This is a genomic window from Pseudomonas sp. B3G-3 (assembly GCF_028640915.1).
GTDB classification, from domain to species: Bacteria; Pseudomonadota; Gammaproteobacteria; order Pseudomonadales; family Pseudomonadaceae; genus Aquipseudomonas; species Aquipseudomonas chlororaphis_I.
In genome coordinates this window covers 182,880-201,737 of sequence record NZ_JAQZAB010000111.1, presented here as the reverse complement: position 1 = coordinate 201,737, position 18,858 = coordinate 182,880, and the positions used below count along the sequence as shown (strand labels likewise).

Genomic DNA, 18,858 nt, shown 5'->3' with positions numbered 1-18,858 from the left:
CTTCTTCTGTAGGAGCACAGCTTGCGTGCGATGAACGATGACGCGGTGGATCAGAAATTCCGCGTCGCGGCCTTCGCGGGCAAGCCTCGCTCCTACGGATCGTGCGCGATCTTCTTCTGTAGGAGCACAGCTTGCGTGCGATGAACGATGACGCGATGTGCCAGGCAAACCGCGTCGTTCCCATCGCGGGCAAGTCGGATCGCCGCCCGTTCGCTCCTACAGAAGCGAGGTTGTATCCGGCGGCGCTAGTGCGCCGCGGTCATGTTCGGCCGGCAGGAATGGAAGATGTCCAGCCGCGGCTGGTACAGGCTGGTCTTGACCTCGAACAGCCCGAGCACCGAGTGGAACAGGTTGTCGTGGCTCAGGTCCGGCTCGCCGCGCTTGCCTTGCAGGCAGTCGCGCTGGATGCCCAGGTCGGCCAGGGCCTGCTGGCCGAACCACATCAGCATCGGCACATGGGTCTGCGCCTGCGGCGCCAGGGCGTAGGGCGCGGCGTGCAGGTACAGGCCGTTTTCGCCGAGGGACTCGCCATGGTCGGAGACGTACAGCATCGAGGTGTCGAAGCGTTCCTGGTTGTGCTTGAGCAGCTCGATGACCCGGGCCAGGAAGTGGTCGGTGTAGAGGATGGTGTTGTCATAGACGTTCACCAGTTCCTCGCTGCTGCAACTGCCCAGCTGGTTGGTGTGGCAGATCGGGGTGAAGCGCTCCAGGTTCTTCGGATAGCGGTCGTAGTACTCCGGGCCATGGCTGCCGTCGGCGTGCAGGACGATGATCGCGTTGTCGCCGAGGCCATCGATGTACTGCTGCAGGTCCACCAGCAGGGCCTCGTCCAGGCAGTTCTTGCCATCGCAGAAGGGGCTCGGCTGGGTCTTGGGAATGTCGCGGTTCGGCACCCGCAGGCAGGTGCCCTTGCAGTCGCTGTTGTTGTCCAGCCACAGCACCTGCACGCCGGCCCGTTGCAGCACATCCAGCAGGCCTTCGTAGGTCTTGCCCTTCTTGTCGCTGTAGTCCTCGCGGGGAAACATCGAGAACATGCACGGCACCGAGACCGCGGTCGAGGTGCCGCAGGAATGCACCTGGGTGAAGTTGAGGATGTCCAGCCTGGCCAGCTCCGGGTTGGTGTCGCGGGCGTAGCCGTTGAGGGAGAAGTGGTCGGCGCGGGCGGTTTCGCCGACCACCAGGATCATCAGCGACTTCTTCTCCCGGGCGCTGGCCTGGGCGCTCATCGCCGCGTCCTGGCCGATTGGCTGGATCACCAGGTGTTGCTTGATCCCCAGGCTCTGCTTGGCGTATTTGCCGAGGGCGTAGAGGTAGTTGGTCGGGTTGAGGAAGTGGGTCAGCTTGTCTTCTTCGCGAAAGATCGGCGCGTAGGTGGAATAAAAGGTGCCGACCGAGACCGCGATCACCAGCACGCAGGCGGCAATCACCAATAGCTTGTTCAGCAGGCCGCGAAAGAACGGCCGGTAGCGCACCGGGGTGCGCCAGATCAGCACCACCGGCAACGCGCCCAGCACCAGCAGATAGCCCAGCAGCTTGAGGTTGAACAGCGCGGCGGCTTCGCCCGGGTTGGTCTCGAACACGTTCTGCACCATCACCGTGTCGATGGTGATGCCGTACTGGTTCATGAAATACGCGGCGGCGGCCGAGGTCAGGGCCACCAGGCTCAGTGCCGGTTTCAGGGTCCAGCGGAAGGACACCAGGGTCAGCAGCAGGGTGATGGCGGCCCACAGGAACAGCCCGAAGGAGGCGAAGAATGCCAGCTTGTGCAGGCCCTGCAGGCTGATCAGGTGGCCCAGCGCGCGCCAGGTGGCAAAGTTGTAGAGCGCCACCAGGGCCAGGGAAAACAGCAGTACCAGGCGGGTCGATGTGATTGACGCGAATCGCAGTCCTTTGCCCAAGACCATTTCAGTTCGTTCCTCCGGGTAGAGATACAGGCACCAGCAGTGGTACTGCTGACTGTAGAGGGTCATTGGTCAAAAAAATGTCGAAAGGGCGCGGGCCGTTATCCCGAATCACGTCGAACCGCGCCCGCCGGATTCAGAAAGTCTTCCTGGCACTGGCGACCCAGGTCGCGCCACACAGGTCGCTGAACCCGTAGTTGCTGGTGCACTGGCTTTTCGACAGGTCGGTATCGATATAGCTCAGGCCCAGCACCACGCCTGCCACCTCGCGGGTCAATCTGGCCTCCCATTCGTGGTAGGCATCCTCGCCCTGGCCCGAGGCCGAGATCAACCGTGGGTCCTTGAAGTCCATCTCGCCGTAACGCAGCTTCAGCCCCAGGCCCAGGGGCAGCTCGGTCTCGTAGCCCACGTAGCGATACAGGGTGTTTTGCTGGCTGTCGATGCCCGCGGCGTCGCTGGAGTAATAGGCGGCCAGGCTGACCCCATAGGCACTGAAAATCCCGTAGACCTCGCTCTGGTTGAATTGCCCTTCCCTGGGGTAGCTGTACTTGAGGTAGCCCAGGTCGAGGCTGATCGCGTCGCTGGCCTGCCACAGCCAGCCGGCGTAGTAGTCGACTTCCTGGCGGGTCTTCAGGCCGCCGCCGAAATCGACGTTGGAGGTCCACGCGCCCAGGTACAGGCCGCTGCTGTGCAGCAGGGTCGCGGCGGCCTGTGCGGCGGGGTCGTTCTGGGTCTGGGAAATGCCGCGGGTGCGGTAGTCGCTGGCCAGGGTCAGTTCCAGTTCCACGGCAAAGTCATCGTTCAAGGGCAGGGCCTGGCTGCCCAGGGGCAACAGGCTCAAGGCGCCGATGGCGAACAGGCTGAGGGTCTTCATGTGGGCGTCCCGTGTTGTTGTGATTGTTATGGGCAGGTTTCAGGCAAGGCTGCGCCGGCCCCACGTGCGCAAGGACGTGGGGGCGGGCAGTGGAGCTGTTTTTCTAGAGGGATCGATCTGGAGGGATCGGGCTAGAGAGGCCGGGCGTAGACTTCGCGGCCGGCGAACCAGGTCTGCAGCACCTGGGTTTCATGCAGGGCCTTTTCGTCGACACGGAACACGTCGCGGTCCAGCACGATGAAGTCGGCCTGTTTGCCGGCGCTCAGCGAGCCGATCCGTTGCTCCAGGCCGATGGCGCGGGCGGCGTTGAGGGTGTAGGCGTAGAACATGGTCTCTCGGTCCAGGCGCTCGTCGGCGTTGAGCACCCCCAGCGGCCCCGTGCGGGTGATGGCCTGGGCGATGGCGTTCCACGGGTTGGGCGAGGACACCGGCCAGTCGCTGGCCCCGGCGAGGGTCGCGCCCTGCTTGAGCAGCGAGTGCGCCGGGTACTGGTAACGGAAGGCCAGGGCGCTGACATACGGCTTGATCATGTCCAGGGTGTAGTCGTCCGCCGAGGCCCACAGCAGTTGCATCGAGGCGATGACCCCCAGCGGCTTGAAGCGGGTGAACTCCTTCGGGTTGACCATCTGCAGGTGGGTGATGGAGTGGGCGATGCCGCTCTGGCGGTCCTGGCGCGCCTGGGCGATGCCATTGAGGGATTCGCGCACCGCGCGGTCGCCGATGGCGTGGATGTGCACCCGCCAGCCGCGCTGGTCGATGGCGCTGACCAGTTCGCCGAAATGCTCGGGATCGATCAGCAGTTCGCCCTGTTTGTGCGAGTTGCTGTAGGGATCGATCATCGCCGCGCTCTGGGCCGGGTACTCGATCACCCCGTCGGCGAAAATCTTGACGCCGGGCAGGGTCAGGTTGGGGATGCCCTGGAATTGCTGGCGCACCTGCTCCAGCACGTCGAGGTCGGCAGGGCGGCTTTTCGGGTTGGCCACCAGCAGCGCGGCGACATGGGCGCTCATGCCGCCGCTCTCGGCGAGCGCCTTGTAGGCCGGCAGCACGCCGACGGTCTGGGCCGTGGGCTTGAGGGCGAACACCGCTTCGCCGGGGGCGGCGTTGGCCGCCGGGTCCATCCAGGCGGTGATGCCCAGGCTGTTGTTGTAGCGCACCGCCGATTGCGCCGCGTTGAGCAGGGCGGCGCTGCTGGGCACCGGCATTTTCGCCGCGACCCGGTCCCAGCCGGCGTCCACCAGGAAGCCATTGGGGCGGCCGTCGGCGAGCTGGCCTATGGTGTCGCGCTCGGCCTGGGGCAGGGTCTTGAGCAGGGCGGCGTCGATGCCGGCGCGCTCCAGCATTGCGTCATTGGCCCAGGCGGTATGGTGATCGCTGCCGGTGAACACCACGGGCACCCTGGCCCACTCGCCGGCGTTGAAGCGCTGGCCCAGGGCTTCGGCCTGGGCCCAGTAGGCCGAGCTCATGCCGGCGATGCTGAGGACGTCGCCGTGCCGGGCCTTGCCGTCGTCGCGCCAGGCGCGCAGTTTTCGCTCCAGCTGGTCGAGGCTGACCACCTTGTCCTGCATATTGGCCGAGGTCATTTCCAGGCCGCCGAAGATCGCGTGGGAATGGCTGTCGATCAGGCCGGGCATCAGGGTCTTGCCGCCCAGGTCGATGACCCGGGTGCCGGTTTCGATCAGGGCCTTGATCTGCGCGTCGCTGCCCACTTGCAGCACCTTGCCGTCGGCCACCGCCAGGGCCTGGACCTTGGGCTGGGCGCGATCGGCGGTGAACACCTGGCCGTTGAACAGCACCAGGTCGGTGGCGGCCATGGCTTCCATTGAGGCAAAACTCACTGCAATCGTCAGCAGATTCGGGATGAACCTTTTCATTGAGTATTTCCTTGTTATTGCGTCTGATGGCCAGATTAGTGGCTTGCCAGAGCCGACAGAACGCCTCGCTGACGAAAAACGTTTTTGCCTGAATGGAAAAAGCATGGACAAGTTGGGTGCATTAAAGATGTTCGTGGTCACCGCGCAGCTGGGCAGTTTCAGCCGCGCCGCCGAGCAATTGGGCAAGACCCCCTCGGCCCTGACCAAGGCGGTCAATCACCTGGAAGTCGAGCTGGGCGCGCGTCTGTTCGAGCGCAGCACCCGACGGATCCTGCTGACGGAAGTGGGGCGGCTCTACCTGGAAACCGCGCGCCAGGTCCTGCAGCGGCTGGAGGAGGCCGGCGAGGAAATCGAGCAGTTGCAGCATGGCCTGCGCGGCAACCTGAAGATCACCGCGCCGCTGGCCTATGGGCAGGCCTTTCTCGACCAGGTGTGTGGCGGTTTCCTCGAGCAGTATCCGCAGATCGACCTGCAGGTGGACCTGTGCGACGAGTTCGTCAACCTGCTGGAAAGCGGCTACGACCTGGCCCTGCGCGAAGGCCATGACGACCTGCCGGGGCTGATTGCGCGGGTGGTCGGCAGCAATTGCCTGGCCTTGTGCGCCAGCCCGGCCTACCTGGCGCGCAAGGGCGTGGCGGTGACGCCGCAGACCCTGGATGAACACGAATGGCTGCTCTATCGCCATCCCTTGCTCAGCCGCGAGTTCTGGTGGGTCGAACGGGACGGGCAGCGCCTGAGCCTGCTGCAACCCCGGGCGCCGCGGCTGCGCAGCGACAATTACGACCTGTTGCTGGCCAATGCCCTGGCCGGGCGCGGGCTGTTGCACACCCCGTTGTGGAGCGCCGCGCCTTACCTGGCCGACGGCCGCCTGGTGCGGGTGATGGCCGACTACGCCATCGACCCGGACTGCTTCGGGCCGCACATCCTCGCGGTCTACCCCAGCCACCGGCGGGCCACGGCCAAGGTGCTGGCGTTCATCGATTACATCAGCGCGTTCCTGGCGAGCCGTGGCCTGGGCTGACTGGCGGTTCTTGTCAGGAAAACCCGGGAGGAGTACAAATGTACTCCATGACTACTTTATCTCCCCGCCGCAGTGCCATCCTGACCTTTATCCGCGAGCGCATCGCCGAACATGGCCAGCCCCCGAGCCTCGCTGAAATCAGCGAGGCCTTCGGCTTCGCCTCGCGCAGCGTGGCGCGCAAGCATGTCGTGGCCCTGACCGAGGCCGGCTTCATCGAGGTCAACCCCCATCAGGCCCGAGGCATCCGCCTGCTCAACCAGCCGCCGCGCCCCGAGTGGCTGGAGATCCCGGTGCTCGGCCGGGTCGCCGCCGGCCTGCCGATCGGCGCCGATGCCGAGGTGCACAGTCGCTTGCTGCTCGACCCGGCGCTGTTTTCCCGTACCCCCGATTACCTGCTGCGGGTCCAGGGCGACTCGATGATCGAGGACGGCATCCTCGACGGCGACCTGGTGGCGGTGCGTCGCGACAGCGAGGTGCGCAACGGCCAGATCGTGGTGGCGCGGCTGGATGGCGAAGTCACCATCAAGCGTTTCGAACGCCTGGCCGATGGCGTGCGCCTGCTGCCGCGCAACCCGGCCTATGCCCCGATCCTGATCGGCGAGGACCGGGACCTGGCCATCGAAGGGGTGTTCTGTGGCCTGGTGAGGCAAGGCTGATGGGCGCCGTCGTGGCACTGGAGACGCTGTTCAATGCCGGCCGGGTGTGGAAGGGCCGCCCGACGGCGCCCGCCGCCAGCCCGCAGCCCACCGGCCACGCCATGCTGGACGCGGCCTTGCCCAGCGGCGGCTGGCCGGAAGCGGCGCTGACGGAAATCCTTATCGCCGCCCAGGGTGTCGGCGAGCTGCAACTGCTGTGGCCGACCCTGGCCCGGCTTTCGGCCGCCGGCGAGCGCATCGTGCTGGTGGCGCCGCCCCATGTGCCGTACCCCCAGGCCTGGCAGAACGCCGGGGTCGACCTGCGCCAGCTGGCGGTGATCCAGGCCGGCGAACGGGACGCCCTGTGGGCCGCCGAGCAGTGCCTGCGCTCGGGCAGTTGCGGGGCCGTGCTGTGCTGGCCGCAACAGGCCGACGACCGCGCCTTGCGGCGGTTGCAGGTGGCGGCCGAAACCGGCCAGACCCTGGCCTTTGCCTACCGTCCCCTCAAGGAAGCCATCAACCCCTCGCCGGCGGCCCTGCGCCTTGCCGTGGAGGCCCGGCCGGCGCAGCTGCGGATACTCAAGTGCCGCGGCGGCCTGGCCCATGCGGCGCCGATCGCCTTCGCCCCGGGGCACTGAGGTTGCCATGCGCTGGGTCTGTATTCTGTTCCCGCAATTGGCGCTGGACGCGGCGCTGCGCCAGCGCCCCGAGCCGGACGCCGCGCTGGCGTTGCTCAGCGGGACGCCGCAGCGCCGGGTGATCCAGGCGGTGAATGCCGCCGCCCGCGAGCTGGGGTTGCGGCCCGGGCAGTCGCTGACCGCCGCCCAGGCCCTGAGCAAGAACTTCGCCAGCGCCGAATACGACGCCGACGAAATCGCCCATTGGCAGCAGTTTCTCGCGGCCTGGGCCTACCGCTTCAGTTCCCAGGTCAGCCTTCATTACCCGCGCACCCTGGTGTTCGAGATCGAGTCGAGCCTGGGCCTGTTCGGCCCCTGGCCACAGCTGGAGGCGCGCCTGCGCCAGGAGCTGAACGCGCTGGGTTTTCGCCACCGCATCGTCAGCGCGCCGAATCCGGCGGCGGCCCGGGTGCTGGCCAATGCCTACGACGGGCTGGCGGTGACCGACCAGGAGCAATTGCGCCAGGCCCTGGGGCGCATGTCCGTGGAGCGTCTCGGCCTGCCGCCGGGCGCGGCCACAGCCCTGTCGCGCATGGGCCTGCGCACCTTCGCCCAAGTGCGCGGGCTGCCCCGGGACACCCTGGCCCGGCGTTTCGACGCGGGCCTGCTCAAGCACCTGGATACTCTGTTGGGCGAGCGTTCCCTGGCGCTGGCGTTCTATCAGCCGCCAGACCGTTTCGATCTGCGCATCGAATTGAATTTCGACGTGCTGTCCCACCAGGCCCTGCTGTTTCCCCTGCGCCGCCTGACCTGCGATCTGGCGGTGTTTCTCTGTGGCCGTGACAGCGGGGTGCAGCGCTTCGACCTGCACCTGGAGCATGTCGAGCTGCCCGACAGCCTGATCAAGGTCGGCCTGCTCAGCGCCGAGCGCGAACCGGCGATGCTGTTCGAATTGGCGCGCGGGCGCCTGGAGCAGGTCCAGGTGCCCGCGCCGGTGCGTGGCGTGCGCCTGGTGGCTGAGGATTTGCCGCGCTTCGTGCCGCAGCACCGCGAGCTGTTCGACGAGCGCCCGCAGCAATCCCTGCCCTGGGAGCAGTTGCGCGAACGCCTGCGCGCCCGCCTGGGAGACGAGGCGGTGCATGGCTTGCGTTTCCACGCTGACCACCGTCCCGAATGCAGCTGGCAACCGGTCGGCGACAGCCAGGCCTGCCCGCTGCCGCCCGGGCCCCGGCGCCCGGGCTGGCTGTTGCGCGAGCCGCTGGCGTTGCAGGAGGGGGCGGCGCGGATCCTCATGGGGCCGGAGCGCATCGAGTCCGGCTGGTGGGACGGCGGTGACGTGCGCCGCGACTATTACCTGATCGAAACCCGTGGCGGCCAGCAGGGCTGGGCCTATCGCCCGGTGGGCGAGGCGGGGCCCTTGCTGTTGCAGGGCTGGTTCGCATGAAGGGCTACGCCGAACTGCACTGCCTGTCGAACTTCAGTTTCCAGCGCGGTGCCTCCAGTGCCCGCGAGCTGTTCGAGCGGGCGGCGGCCCAGGACTACCAGGCCCTGGCGATTACCGACGAGTGCAGTCTGGCCGGCATCGTCCGGGCCTGGCAGGCCTCGAAGGACTGCAACCTGCCGCTGATCGTCGGCAGCGAAATGCGCCTCGACGACGGCCCCGGACTGGTGCTGCTGGTGGAGAACCTGGAGGGTTACCAGGGCCTGTGCCGGCTGATTACCCGCGCCCGACGCCGGGCGCAGAAGGGCCAGTACCAGCTGTTGCGCGAAGACTTCGAGCAGCCCTTGCCGGGGCTGCTGGCCCTGTGGCTGGCGGACGCTCAACCACAGGGTGAGCAGCAAGAAGCGGGGCGCTGGTTGCAGCAGGTGTTCGCCGACCGGCTGTGGCTGGCCGTGGAGCTGCATTGCGGCCAGGACGACCAGCGGCGCCTGGGTGAATTGCTGACGCTGGCCCGGGAGCTGGGCATTGCCGCCGTGGCCTGCGGCGATGTGCATATGCATGTGCGCGGGCGCCGGGCCTTGCAGGACACCATGACCGCGATCCGCCATCACGTGCGGGTGGCCGAGGCCGGCCAGCGCCTGCACCCCAATGGCGAGCGGCATTTGCGCAGTCTCGAGGCGTTGCGCAGCCTTTATCCGCCGGCCCTGCTGGAAGAGTCGCTGAAGATCGCCGAGCGCTGCCATTTCGACCTCGGGCAACTGCATTACCAGTACCCCCGGGAGCTGGTACCGCAAGGGCAGACGCCCACCAGCTGGCTGCGCGAGCTGACCGAGCGCGGCATCGTCAAGCGCTGGCCCGGGGGCGCCAAGCCCAAGGTACTCAAGCAGATCGACGCTGAGCTGGAACTGATCGCCGAGCTGGGTTACGAGAGCTATTTCCTCACGGTGCACGACATCGTCAGTTTTGCCCGCGGCCAGTCGATCCTCTGCCAGGGCCGGGGCTCGGCGGCCAACTCGGTGGTGTGTTTCGCCCTGGGCATCACCGAGATCGACCCGGACCGCTCGACCCTGTTGTTCGAGCGTTTTCTCTCCCGCGAGCGCAACGAGCCACCGGATATCGACGTGGACTTCGAGCACGAGCGCCGCGAGGAAGTCCTGCAGTACGTGTTCCAGCGTTACGGTCGCCATCGCGCCGCGCTGACCGCGGTGGTCAGCACCTACCATGGCGCCGGCGCGGTGCGCGATGTGGCCAAGGCCCTGGGCCTGCCGCCGGACCAGGTCAACGCCCTGGCCGATTGCTGCGGGCATTGGAGCGATACGCCGCCGGCCGTCGAGCGCCTGCTGGAGGCCGGTTTCGACCCGGACAGCCCGGTGCTGCGCCGGGTCCTGAGCCTGACCGGGCAACTGATCGGCTTTCCCCGGCACCTGTCCCAGCACCCCGGTGGCTTCGTGATTTCCGAACAGCCGCTGGACACCCTGGTGCCGGTGGAAAACGCAGCCATGGCCGAGCGCACCATCATCCAGTGGGACAAGGACGACCTGGACGCGGTCGGGCTGCTCAAGGTGGATGTGCTGGCGCTGGGCATGCTCAGTGCGATTCGCCGCTGTTTCGACCTGATCCATGGCTATCGGGACCAGCGGCTAAGCCTGGCCAGCATCCCCGCCGAGGACCCGGCCACCTACGAAATGATCGGCCGCGCCGACACCATCGGCGTGTTCCAGATCGAATCGCGGGCGCAGATGTCGATGCTGCCCCGGCTCAAGCCAAAGGATTTCTACGATCTGGTGATCGAGGTGGCCATTGTCCGGCCGGGGCCGATCCAGGGCGGCATGGTCCATCCGTACCTGCGTCGGCGGGACAAGAAGGAGGAGGTGACCTATCCCTCCGAGGAACTGAAAGAGGTGCTGCAGCGGACCCTGGGCGTGCCGCTGTTCCAGGAGCAGGTGATGCAGATCGCCATTGTCGCCGCCGATTACACACCCGGCGAGGCCGACCAGTTGCGCCGCTCCATGGCCGCCTGGAAACGCCACGGCGGCCTGGAGCCCCACCGCCTGCGCCTGCGCGACGGCATGCGCGCCAATGGCTACAGCGACGAATTCGCCGCGCAGATCTTCGAGCAGATCAAGGGCTTCGGCAGCTACGGTTTTCCCGAGTCCCACGCCGCCAGTTTCGCCTTGCTGACCTATGCCAGCTGCTGGCTCAAATGCCACGAGCCGGCGGCCTTCGCCTGCGCCCTGATCAACAGCTGGCCCATGGGTTTCTACAGCCCCGACCAGATCCTCCAGGACGCGCGCCGGCACCATCTGGCGATTCGTCCGGTGGACGTGCGCGCCAGCGCCTGGGATTGCAGCCTGGAACCGCTGGCTGGCGCGCAACCGGCGTTGCGCCTGGGGCTGCGGATGATCAAGGGCTTTCGCGAAGACGACGCGCGGCGCATCGAGGCAGCACGCCAGTACGCGCCCTTTGTCGATATCGCCGACCTCGGGCAACGGGCGCGCCTGGACAGCCGCGCCCAGGAACTGCTGGCCGATGCCGGCGCCCTGCGTGGGTTGGCCGGGCACCGGCATCGGGCGCGCTGGGAAGTGGCGGGCGTGCAGCAACAGCTCGGCCTGTTCGCCGGCCTGCCGCGCCAGGAGGAAGCGCCCGTGGCCTTGCCGCGACCGACGGTCGGCGAAGATCTGCAGGCCGATTACCTGAGCGTCGGCACCACCCTCGGGCCCCATCCGCTGGCCTTGCTGCGGGACGAACTCAAGGCCCGGCGCTGCCGCAGTTCCCGCGAGCTGCTGGAGGTCGAGCACGGGCGCCCGGTGAGCATCGCCGGGCTGGTCACCGGACGCCAGCGGCCGGGCACCGCCAGCGGCGTGACCTTCGTCACCCTGGAAGACGAGTTCGGCAACGTCAACGTGGTGGTCTGGCGCGACCTGGCCGAACGCCAGCGCAAGGTCCTGGTCGGCGCGCAGTTGCTCAAGGTCGACGGCACCCTGGAAACCGAAGGCGAGGTCCGCCACCTGATCGCCGGCCGCCTGAGCGACCTCAGCGACCTGCTGAGCGGCATCACCATCCGCAGCCGCGATTTCCGCTGAGCCGGTCACGCTGCCGCAGGCTGCGACCGGCGTCGCAGCCATCGCGGGCAAGCCTGGAGCGTCCGGCAGTCAATCGACTGACGCCAGGATTTTTATTTCTTTTCGCAATGATGGCACTTTGGCATAATCGCCGCCGCCGACGCCTCCTGCGTCACGTTTCAGCATGCCCTGACTGCTATTTCCGAACCCGCAGAAGCCGTGTTTCGCAAGGCTGTGGCAGGGCGCAGGCACTTTTTATGAATACTCAAAAGGAACCCAGAGTGAGACTGATCTCGAAGTTGGTGATGTCGGGCGTAGCGTTGGCCGTACTGGCGGGCATGAGCGGTTGTGCCACGGAAAGCTCCCGGGCGTTGCCGGTGGAGAAGGTCCAGAGCGCCAATCAGGTGTGGACCGGTGCTCGGGTACCGATGGCGGTGGGCAAGTTCGATAACCGCTCCAGCTACATGCGCGGGATCTTCTCCGACGGCGTCGACCGCCTCGGCGGCCAGGCCAAGACTATCCTGATTACCCACCTGCAGCAGACCAACCGCTTCAACGTGCTGGATCGCGACAACATGGGCGAGATCCAGCAGGAAGCGGCAATCAAGGGCCAGGCGCAGAAGCTCAAGGGCGCGGACTTCGTGGTGACCGGCGATGTCACCGAGTTCGGCCGCAAGGAAACCGGCGACCACCAGCTGTTCGGCATTCTCGGCCGCGGCAAGACCCAGGTGGCCTACGCCAAGGTGGCGTTGAACATCGTCAACATCAGCACTTCCGAAGTGGTGTATTCGACCCAGGGCGCCGGCGAGTACGCCCTGTCCAACCGCGAGGTGATCGGCTTCGGCGGCACCGCTTCCTACGACTCGACCCTCAACGGCAAGGTCCTCGACCTGGCCATGCGCGAGGCCGTCAACCGCATGGTCGAGGCGATTGACGCCGGCGCCTGGAAACCCAGCCGCTGATCGATACCGCTGACAGGGAGAAGAGCATGTTCAACACCAAGATGGCCCGGCCGCTGATGGCCGCCACGTTGCTGGGCAGCGTATTGCTGGCCGGTTGCAGTGGGCCGAAGACGCTTTACCAGTGGGAAACCTACCAGGCCCAGACCTACGAGTACTTCAAGGGCGAGGAGGCCAAGGAGGCGCAGGTCGAAGCGCTGGAGCGCGACCTGCAGAAGATCAAGTCCACCGGCAAGGCGGTGCCGCCGGGTTACCACGCGCACCTGGGCATGCTCTATGCCGGCCTGGGCAAGGACGACCAGATGGTGCAGCAGTTCAATACCGAGAAGGCGCTGTTCCCCGAGTCCGCGCCGTACATGGACTTTCTGCTGAAAAACGCCAAGAAGGGAGCCGGCCAATGAACCTCTGCACCTTGCGCAACCTGATGGGCCTGTTGGCCGTCAGCCTGCTGGTGGGCTGCGCCACGCCCAAGACCGTGGACTACTCGGCCTACAAGCAGGCCCGGCCGAAGTCGATCCTGGTGCTGCCGCCGCTCAACGAGTCGCCGGACGTCAAGGCCACCTACAGCATGCTGTCCCAGGTGACCTTCCCCCTGGCCGAAGCCGGTTATTACGTGATGCCGATCGCGGTGGTGGACGAAACCTTCCGCCACAACGGCCTGACCAACCCGGCGGATATCCATGGCCTGTCGCCGGCCAAGCTCAACGAGATCTTCGGCGCCGATGCCGGGCTGTATATCACCGTCAAGGAATACGGAACCAGCTACATGCTGATCAGCAGCGCCACCGTGGTCACCGCCAGTGCCACCCTGGTCGACCTGAAGACCGGCACCACGTTGTGGACCGGCACTGCCCGGGCCTCCAGCGAAGAGGGCAACAATAACAACGGCGGTGGCCTGGTGGGCATGCTGATCACCGCCGCGGTGAAGCAGATCATCAACACCTCCACCGACGCCGGTCACCCGATCGCCGGCATCACCAGCCAGCGCCTGCTGTCGGCCGGGCAACACGCGGGCCTGTTGTACGGTCCGCGCTCGCCGAAATACGGCACCGACTGAGGTCCGCAGGGCGGGCAATCCGCCCTGTGCCAGGCGACGTTTGCGAGCGTCCGCCTGGACCTTGCGCCAACGCCTATGCTGTTTGTTCAATCCTGTCCGGCGCGTGCTGGGTGCACTCGCGGGCAGGGCGACCGACCAGCGGCAGCGGTGATTCGGCCCAGGGGCTGAAAATAGTGAAACCATCCGCACGCACGGTGCTCAAAGGCTCTGGAGGCTGCCGCGTCGCAACCTCTTGAAAACCCATGCTTGTCATGTTTTTCGTAGAGTTCGTCATGCCGTTCTTATCAGATCCTCATGGTTGCCAGGGCTGGAAAGGCGAGATGGCCGCACGCATCCAGGCGTTCGACTGGTCTGTCACCGAGCTGGGGGCGCTGGACCGCTGGTCATCGAGCCTGTGCAGCGCGGTGCAGCTGTTGCTGGCCTCGCCGGTGCCGCTGGTCATGCTCTGGGGCCGTTCGGGCTACATGATCTACAACGATGCTTACGCCGAATTCGCCGGTGGCCGGCATCCGTACCTGCTCGGCTGCCAGGTGGAGCAGGGCTGGCCGGAGGTGGCGGATTTCAACCGCCATGTGCTGGACACCTGCCTGGCGGGCGGGACCCTGTCGTACCGCAACAAGGAGCTGGTGCTGCTGCGCAACGGCCAGCCGGAACATGTCTGGATGGACCTCTACTACAGTCCGGTGGCCGGTGACGACCAGGCGCCGGCCGGGGTCATGGCGATCGTGGTCGAGACCACTGCCCATGTACTGTCCGAGCAACGCCGCCAGGAAGTCGAGAGCGCCTACCGCGCGGAAAACGAGCGGGTGCAACTGGCGCTCAATGCCGGGGCGCTGCTGGGTTCCTTTGTCTGGGACATCAAGGCCGACCGGCTGTCGGGCGACGAGCGTTTTGCCCGGACCTTTTCCTATCCGCTGGAGCAGCCGCTGGACGACCTGTCGATGGCAGTCGCCGACAGTCGGGTGCACCCCGAGGACCTGGCGCGGATCAAGGAACAGGCGGCCTACAGCGTGCAAAAGGGCGTGCCCTACAACGCCGAATACCGCATCCGCCGGGCGGACGGCAGTTACCTGTGGGTCATGGGCTGCGGCCGTTGCGAGTTCGACGACGCGGGACAGGCCCTGCGTTTCCCCGGCGTGCTGATCGATATCCACGAACGCAAGATGGCCGAAGAGTCGCTGCTGCAACTGACGCGCAATCTCGAGCAGCGGGTGGCCGAGGAGGTCAACGCGAGGGTTTCGGCCGAGGAGCAGCTGCGCCAGTCGCAGAAGCTCGAGGCCATTGGCGGCATGACCGGTGGCGTGGCCCACGACTTCAACAACCTGCTGCAAGTGATCGCCGGCAACCTGCACCTGCTGGCGCGCCATGAGCCGGACAATGCCAATGTGCAGCGCCGGGTCGGCGCGGCCATTACCGCGGTCGAGCGCGGCGCCAAGCTGTCCGCACAACTGCTCGCGTTCGCCCGGCGCCAGCCGCTGTCGCCCGAGGTCTACAACCCGTGCCGGATCCCCGACAGCCTGGGTGAGCTGCTGCAACGGGCCCTCGGCGAGACCATCGATATCGATGTGCAGTTGCCTGCGAACCCCTGGTGCATCAAGGTCGATCGCGGCCAGCTGGAAAACGCCTTGCTCAACCTGGCGATCAACGCCCGCGATGCCATGAAGGGCGAGGGCACCATCGGCATCCGTGGCGAAAATGTGGTGCTCGACGGCGATTTCTGTGCCGGCAAGGGCATCACCGCCGGCGACTACCTGTGCCTGTCGGTGGCCGATACTGGCGATGGCATGCCGCCCGAGGTGCTCAAGCAGGCGTTCGAGCCGTTCTTCACCACCAAGCGCGATGGCCTGGGCACCGGCCTGGGGCTGAGCATGGTGTTCGGTTTCGTCAAGCAGAGCGGCGGCCATATCGAGATGCTCAGCACGCCGGGGCAGGGCACCACGGTGCGCATGTATTTTGTCCGCAGTACCGAGCAGGAACCGGGCGCGGCGCCCCGGCGTGGGCAGCGACCTTGCCATGGCCAGGAAACCATCCTGGTGGTGGAGGACAACGAGGACGTCCGCGCGGCGGCGGTCGAGCTGCTGGAGCACGCTGGCTACAAGGTGCTGGTGGCGGCCAATGGCGATGCGGCCATGCAACTGTTGCTGAATGGCGCCCATGTCGAGCTTATCTTCACCGACGTGGTGATGCCGGGCCTGATCAAAAGCACCGACCTGGCGCTCTGGGCCAAGACCCAGTCGCCGGCCGTGGCGGTGCTGTTCACCTCGGGGCATACCCGCGACATCATTTCCTGCAATCACCAGCTCAGCCCGGACACCCACCTGCTGAGCAAGCCCTACAGCCCGGACGCCCTGACCGCCATGGTCAGGTCGGTGCTGGAGGCGTGAGGCCGTAAGCCCCTCAAGCAAAAAGTCCGCTGAACCTTCGAGATCCACGGTTGCTCAAAACCCCGAGCCCATGCACCCTGCAACTCGGTCGGGTGGCTGCCTGTCGCCGGTGCTGGCGCCGAGGGGCTCTCTGACTAGAAATCTCGTCCCGACACCTCCGATACAAGGCTGGCCCATGACTTCAGCGCGCAACATGCCTTCGCCCCAGGTTTTGTCTTCCTTGCCAGCGCACAGCTCGGGTTTTGTCAGGGTGCGCGGCGCCCGCGAACACAACCTGCGCAACGTCGACGTGGATATTCCCCGCGATGCGCTGGTGGTGTTCACCGGGGTTTCCGGCTCCGGCAAATCGTCCCTGGCGTTCTCGACCCTGTACGCCGAGGCCCAGCGCCGCTATTTCGAATCGGTGGCGCCTTACGCCCGGCGCCTGATCGATCAGGTCGGGGTGCCGGATGTCGATGCCATCGAAGGCCTGCCGCCGGCGGTGGCCCTGCAACAGCAACGCGGCACGCCGAGCACCCGCTCTTCGGTGGGCAGCGTCACCACCTTGTCCAGCCTGATCCGCATGCTCTATTCCCGGGCCGGCAGCTACCCGCCGGGGCAGCCGATGCTCTACGCCGAAGACTTCTCGCCCAACACCCCGCAGGGCGCCTGTCCCAACTGCCATGGCCTGGGCCGGGTCTACGAGGTCAGCGAGGCGTTGATGGTGCCGGACCCTTCGCTGACCATCCGCCAGCGCGCGGTGGCCTCCTGGCCGCTGGCCTGGCAGGGGCAGAACCAGCGCGACATCCTTGTGACCCTGGGCTACGACGTCGATATCCCCTGGCGCGACCTGCCTAAAGAGCAGCGCGACTGGATCCTGTTCACCGAAGAAACCCCGACCGTGCCGGTGTACGCCGGGCTGACCCCGGAGCAGACCCGCGAGGCCCTCAAGCGCAAACAGGAGCCGAGCTACATGGGCACCTTCAGCGGGGCCCGGCGCTACGTGCTGCACACCTTCACCCATTCGCAAAGCGCGCTGATGAAAAAGCGCGTGTCGCAGTTCATGCTCGGCAGCCCGTGCCCGCTGTGCGAGGGCAAGCGCCTGAAGCGCGAGGCGCTGTCGGTGACCTTCGCCGGCCTCGACATCGGCGAGCTGTCGCAGATGCCCCTGCTGCAACTGGCCGAGGTGCTCAAGCCGGTGGCCGCCCAGGCTTACCTGGAACAGGCCGAGGAGGCCGGCGAGGCCTGGAGCCACGAGCAGACCCAGGCCGCGCGTCAACAACGGATCGCCCAGGGCGCGCCGGGGCATGTCGGGGGGCCGGATGTGCGGCACACGCCGAACCTGTCCCTGGAAAAACGCCTGGCCGCGCAACGCATCGCCCAGGACCTGCTGGAGCGGGTCAGCACCCTGACCGGCCTGGGCCTGGGTTACCTGGCCCTGGAGCGCAGCACGCCGACCCTGTCGTCCGGCGAGTTGCAGCGTCTGCGCCTGGCGACCCAACTGGGTTCGCAACTGTTCGGGGTGATCTATGTGCTCGACGAGCCTTCGGCGGGCCTGCACCCGGCGGACGCCGAGGCGCTGTTCGAGGCTTTGCAGCAGCTCAAGGCTTCGGGCAATTCGCTGTTCGTGGTCGAGCACGACCTGCAGACCATGCGCCGCGCCGACTGGCTGATCGATGTCGGCCCGGCGGCGGGCGAGCAGGGCGGCCAGGTGCTGTACAGCGGCCCGCCAGCGGGGCTGGCCCAGGTCGCGGAGTCGCAGACCCGCGCCTACCTGTTCGCCGAGCAGGCGCCGGCCCGCCGTACCGCGCGTGCGGCCCAGGGCTGGCTGCGCCTGGAGGGCATCAGCCGCAACAATCTGAAGGACCTGAGCGCCGAATTCCCCCTCGGCTGCTTCACCGCGGTGACCGGGGTGTCGGGTTCCGGCAAGTCGAGCCTGGTCAGCCAGGCCCTGCTGGAACTGGTGGGCGCGCACCTCGGGCGGCCGCAGGGTAACGAAGAGCCGGAAGAGCTGAACCTGGAAGACGACGCCCCGCAGGCCAGCAGCGGCGAAGTCACCGCCGGGCTGGAACGGATCAAGCGCCTGGTGCAGGTGGACCAGAAACCCATCGGCCGCACCCCGCGCTCGAATCTGGCGACCTACACCGGGCTGTTCGACCACGTGCGCAAGCTGTTCGCCGCCACCCCCGAGGCGCGGGCGCTGGGTTACGACGCCGGGCAGTTCTCCTTCAACGTCGCCAAGGGCCGCTGCCCGGCCTGCGAAGGCGAAGGTTTTGTCAGCGTCGAGTTGCTGTTCATGCCCAGCGTCTATGCGCCGTGCCCGACCTGCCACGGCGCGCGTTACAACCCGCAGACCCTGGCCATCCAGTGGCAAGGCCTGAACATCACCCAGGTCCTGCAATTGACGGTGCAGGAGGCGGTCGAGGTGTTCGCCGAGCAAGCGAGCATCCGCCGTTCCCTGGAGGTCTTGCGCGATATCGGCCTGGGTTACCTGCGCCTTGGCCAGCCGGCCACCGAGCTGTCCGGCGGCGAAGCGCAGCGGATCAAGCTGGCCACCGAGCTGCAGCGCAACCCCCGCGGTGCAACCCTGTATGTGCTGGACGAGCCGACCACCGGCCTGCATCCGCGGGATGTCGATCGCCTGCTGGAGCAACTGGACAACCTGGTGCGGGCCGGCCACAGCGTGGTGGTGGTCGAGCACGAAATGCGCGTGGTGGCCCAGGCCGACTGGGTGATCGATATCGGCCCGGGCGCCGGCGACCAGGGCGGCAAAGTGGTGGTCAGCGGTACCCCGCAGCAGGTGGCCAGGCACCGCAAGAGCCGCACTGCGCCGTTTCTGGCCCAGGCGCTGGGATGAATCGCGGCACCCTCAGCGGGGCTTCGGTCATGGCGGATTGCGAGGCGGGCGGTGGGTCACGTGAAATGCCGCTGAAGGCGACGAACGGTCATTGCTGTGGTCCGATTGGCGGTCGACAGACAGCGGTGGTCGAGGTCATTCTGGTAACTGGCAAGCGCCTGTAAGTGCGCTTGCTACCGATCAACAAACGGAGGTGT

At 66.8% G+C, this 18,858-nt stretch carries 14 protein-coding genes; 11 read left to right on the top strand and 3 right to left on the bottom strand.

Features of this window, described 5'->3' with window-relative positions; all coding sequences use genetic code 11:
* Positions 1–245 precede the first annotated feature (245 nt).
* The 3 genes from PVZ80_RS19700 to PVZ80_RS19690 form a co-directional block, all read right to left on the bottom strand.
* Complete coding sequence (locus tag PVZ80_RS19700; RefSeq protein WP_435307280.1) at positions 246–1,904, bottom strand: phosphoethanolamine transferase; 1,659 nt, start codon at positions 1,902–1,904, stop codon at positions 246–248.
* 133 nt (positions 1,905–2,037) lie between these two features.
* Positions 2,038–2,775, bottom strand: a complete 738-nt coding sequence (locus tag PVZ80_RS19695; protein WP_028682847.1) for a TorF family putative porin — start codon at positions 2,773–2,775, stop codon at positions 2,038–2,040.
* A 131-nt stretch (positions 2,776–2,906) separates the two neighbouring features.
* Positions 2,907–4,649 carry an amidohydrolase gene (locus tag PVZ80_RS19690; RefSeq protein WP_273864426.1) on the bottom strand — a complete coding sequence of 581 codons (1,743 nt, stop codon included), beginning with the start codon at positions 4,647–4,649 and terminating at the stop codon, positions 2,907–2,909.
* Positions 4,650–4,752: 103 nt separating this feature from the next.
* Here PVZ80_RS19690 and PVZ80_RS19685 point away from each other — a divergent pair, with 103 nt between their 5' ends.
* From PVZ80_RS19685 to PVZ80_RS19635, 11 genes are all read left to right on the top strand, one after another.
* Positions 4,753–5,670: a LysR family transcriptional regulator gene (locus tag PVZ80_RS19685; protein ID WP_009049707.1), complete on the top strand. Its 918-nt coding sequence runs from the start codon at positions 4,753–4,755 to the stop codon at positions 5,668–5,670.
* 38 nt (positions 5,671–5,708) lie between these two features.
* Positions 5,709–6,326, top strand: coding sequence for a transcriptional repressor LexA (gene lexA / locus PVZ80_RS19680; RefSeq protein WP_028682849.1), 618 nt, complete (start codon positions 5,709–5,711; stop codon positions 6,324–6,326).
* Positions 6,326–6,943 (top strand): translesion DNA synthesis-associated protein ImuA, encoded by a 618-nt coding sequence (gene imuA / locus PVZ80_RS19675; protein WP_028682850.1) that lies wholly within the window; start codon positions 6,326–6,328, stop codon positions 6,941–6,943. The genes lexA and imuA overlap by 1 nt, the downstream gene beginning before the upstream one ends.
* Before the next feature lie 7 nt (positions 6,944–6,950).
* Positions 6,951–8,366, top strand: a complete 1,416-nt coding sequence (locus tag PVZ80_RS19670) for a Y-family DNA polymerase (protein WP_273864425.1) — start codon at positions 6,951–6,953, stop codon at positions 8,364–8,366.
* Positions 8,363–11,446, top strand: coding sequence for an error-prone DNA polymerase (locus PVZ80_RS19665; protein ID WP_273864424.1), 3,084 nt, complete (start codon positions 8,363–8,365; stop codon positions 11,444–11,446). The genes PVZ80_RS19670 and PVZ80_RS19665 overlap by 4 nt, the downstream gene beginning before the upstream one ends.
* A 284-nt stretch (positions 11,447–11,730) precedes the next feature.
* Positions 11,731–12,387 (top strand): CsgG/HfaB family protein, encoded by a 657-nt coding sequence (locus PVZ80_RS19660; protein ID WP_223815619.1) that lies wholly within the window; start codon positions 11,731–11,733, stop codon positions 12,385–12,387.
* A 26-nt stretch (positions 12,388–12,413) separates the two neighbouring features.
* A complete protein-coding gene (locus tag PVZ80_RS19655; protein WP_016705381.1) occupies positions 12,414–12,785 on the top strand; it encodes a DUF4810 domain-containing protein in 372 nt (123 codons plus the stop codon).
* Positions 12,782–13,441: a DUF799 domain-containing protein gene (locus tag PVZ80_RS19650; RefSeq protein WP_016705380.1), complete on the top strand. Its 660-nt coding sequence runs from the start codon at positions 12,782–12,784 to the stop codon at positions 13,439–13,441. The genes PVZ80_RS19655 and PVZ80_RS19650 overlap by 4 nt, the downstream gene beginning before the upstream one ends.
* A 272-nt stretch (positions 13,442–13,713) precedes the next feature.
* Positions 13,714–15,825, top strand: a complete 2,112-nt coding sequence (locus PVZ80_RS19645; RefSeq protein WP_273864423.1) for a hybrid sensor histidine kinase/response regulator — start codon at positions 13,714–13,716, stop codon at positions 15,823–15,825.
* 175 nt (positions 15,826–16,000) lie between these two features.
* Positions 16,001–18,661: an excinuclease ABC subunit UvrA gene (locus tag PVZ80_RS19640; protein ID WP_273864422.1), complete on the top strand. Its 2,661-nt coding sequence runs from the start codon at positions 16,001–16,003 to the stop codon at positions 18,659–18,661.
* Positions 18,658–18,825: a hypothetical protein gene (locus PVZ80_RS19635; protein WP_273864421.1), complete on the top strand. Its 168-nt coding sequence runs from the start codon at positions 18,658–18,660 to the stop codon at positions 18,823–18,825. Before PVZ80_RS19640 ends, PVZ80_RS19635 begins: the two co-directional genes overlap by 4 nt.
* Positions 18,826–18,858 lie beyond the last annotated feature (33 nt).

Excerpts from the sequence above, each read along its gene's own strand:
- PVZ80_RS19700 (WP_435307280.1), bottom strand. The coding sequence starts at position 1,904 with ATGGTCTTGGGCAAAGGACTGCGATTCGCGTCAATCACATCGACCCGC.
- PVZ80_RS19665 (WP_273864424.1), top strand. The coding sequence starts at position 8,363 with ATGAAGGGCTACGCCGAACTGCACTGCCTGTCGAACTTCAGTTTCCAG.
- PVZ80_RS19650 (WP_016705380.1), top strand. The coding sequence starts at position 12,782 with ATGAACCTCTGCACCTTGCGCAACCTGATGGGCCTGTTGGCCGTCAGC.
- lexA (WP_028682849.1), top strand. The coding sequence starts at position 5,709 with ATGTACTCCATGACTACTTTATCTCCCCGCCGCAGTGCCATCCTGACC.
- PVZ80_RS19660 (WP_223815619.1), top strand. The coding sequence starts at position 11,731 with ATGTCGGGCGTAGCGTTGGCCGTACTGGCGGGCATGAGCGGTTGTGCC.
- PVZ80_RS19655 (WP_016705381.1), top strand. The coding sequence starts at position 12,414 with ATGTTCAACACCAAGATGGCCCGGCCGCTGATGGCCGCCACGTTGCTG.
- PVZ80_RS19695 (WP_028682847.1), bottom strand. The coding sequence starts at position 2,775 with ATGAAGACCCTCAGCCTGTTCGCCATCGGCGCCTTGAGCCTGTTGCCC.
- PVZ80_RS19690 (WP_273864426.1), bottom strand. The coding sequence starts at position 4,649 with ATGAAAAGGTTCATCCCGAATCTGCTGACGATTGCAGTGAGTTTTGCC.
- PVZ80_RS19635 (WP_273864421.1), top strand. The coding sequence starts at position 18,658 with ATGAATCGCGGCACCCTCAGCGGGGCTTCGGTCATGGCGGATTGCGAG.
- PVZ80_RS19685 (WP_009049707.1), top strand. The coding sequence starts at position 4,753 with ATGGACAAGTTGGGTGCATTAAAGATGTTCGTGGTCACCGCGCAGCTG.
- PVZ80_RS19645 (WP_273864423.1), top strand. The coding sequence starts at position 13,714 with ATGCCGTTCTTATCAGATCCTCATGGTTGCCAGGGCTGGAAAGGCGAG.
- PVZ80_RS19670 (WP_273864425.1), top strand. The coding sequence starts at position 6,951 with ATGCGCTGGGTCTGTATTCTGTTCCCGCAATTGGCGCTGGACGCGGCG.
- PVZ80_RS19640 (WP_273864422.1), top strand. The coding sequence starts at position 16,001 with ATGACTTCAGCGCGCAACATGCCTTCGCCCCAGGTTTTGTCTTCCTTG.
- imuA (WP_028682850.1), top strand. The coding sequence starts at position 6,326 with ATGGGCGCCGTCGTGGCACTGGAGACGCTGTTCAATGCCGGCCGGGTG.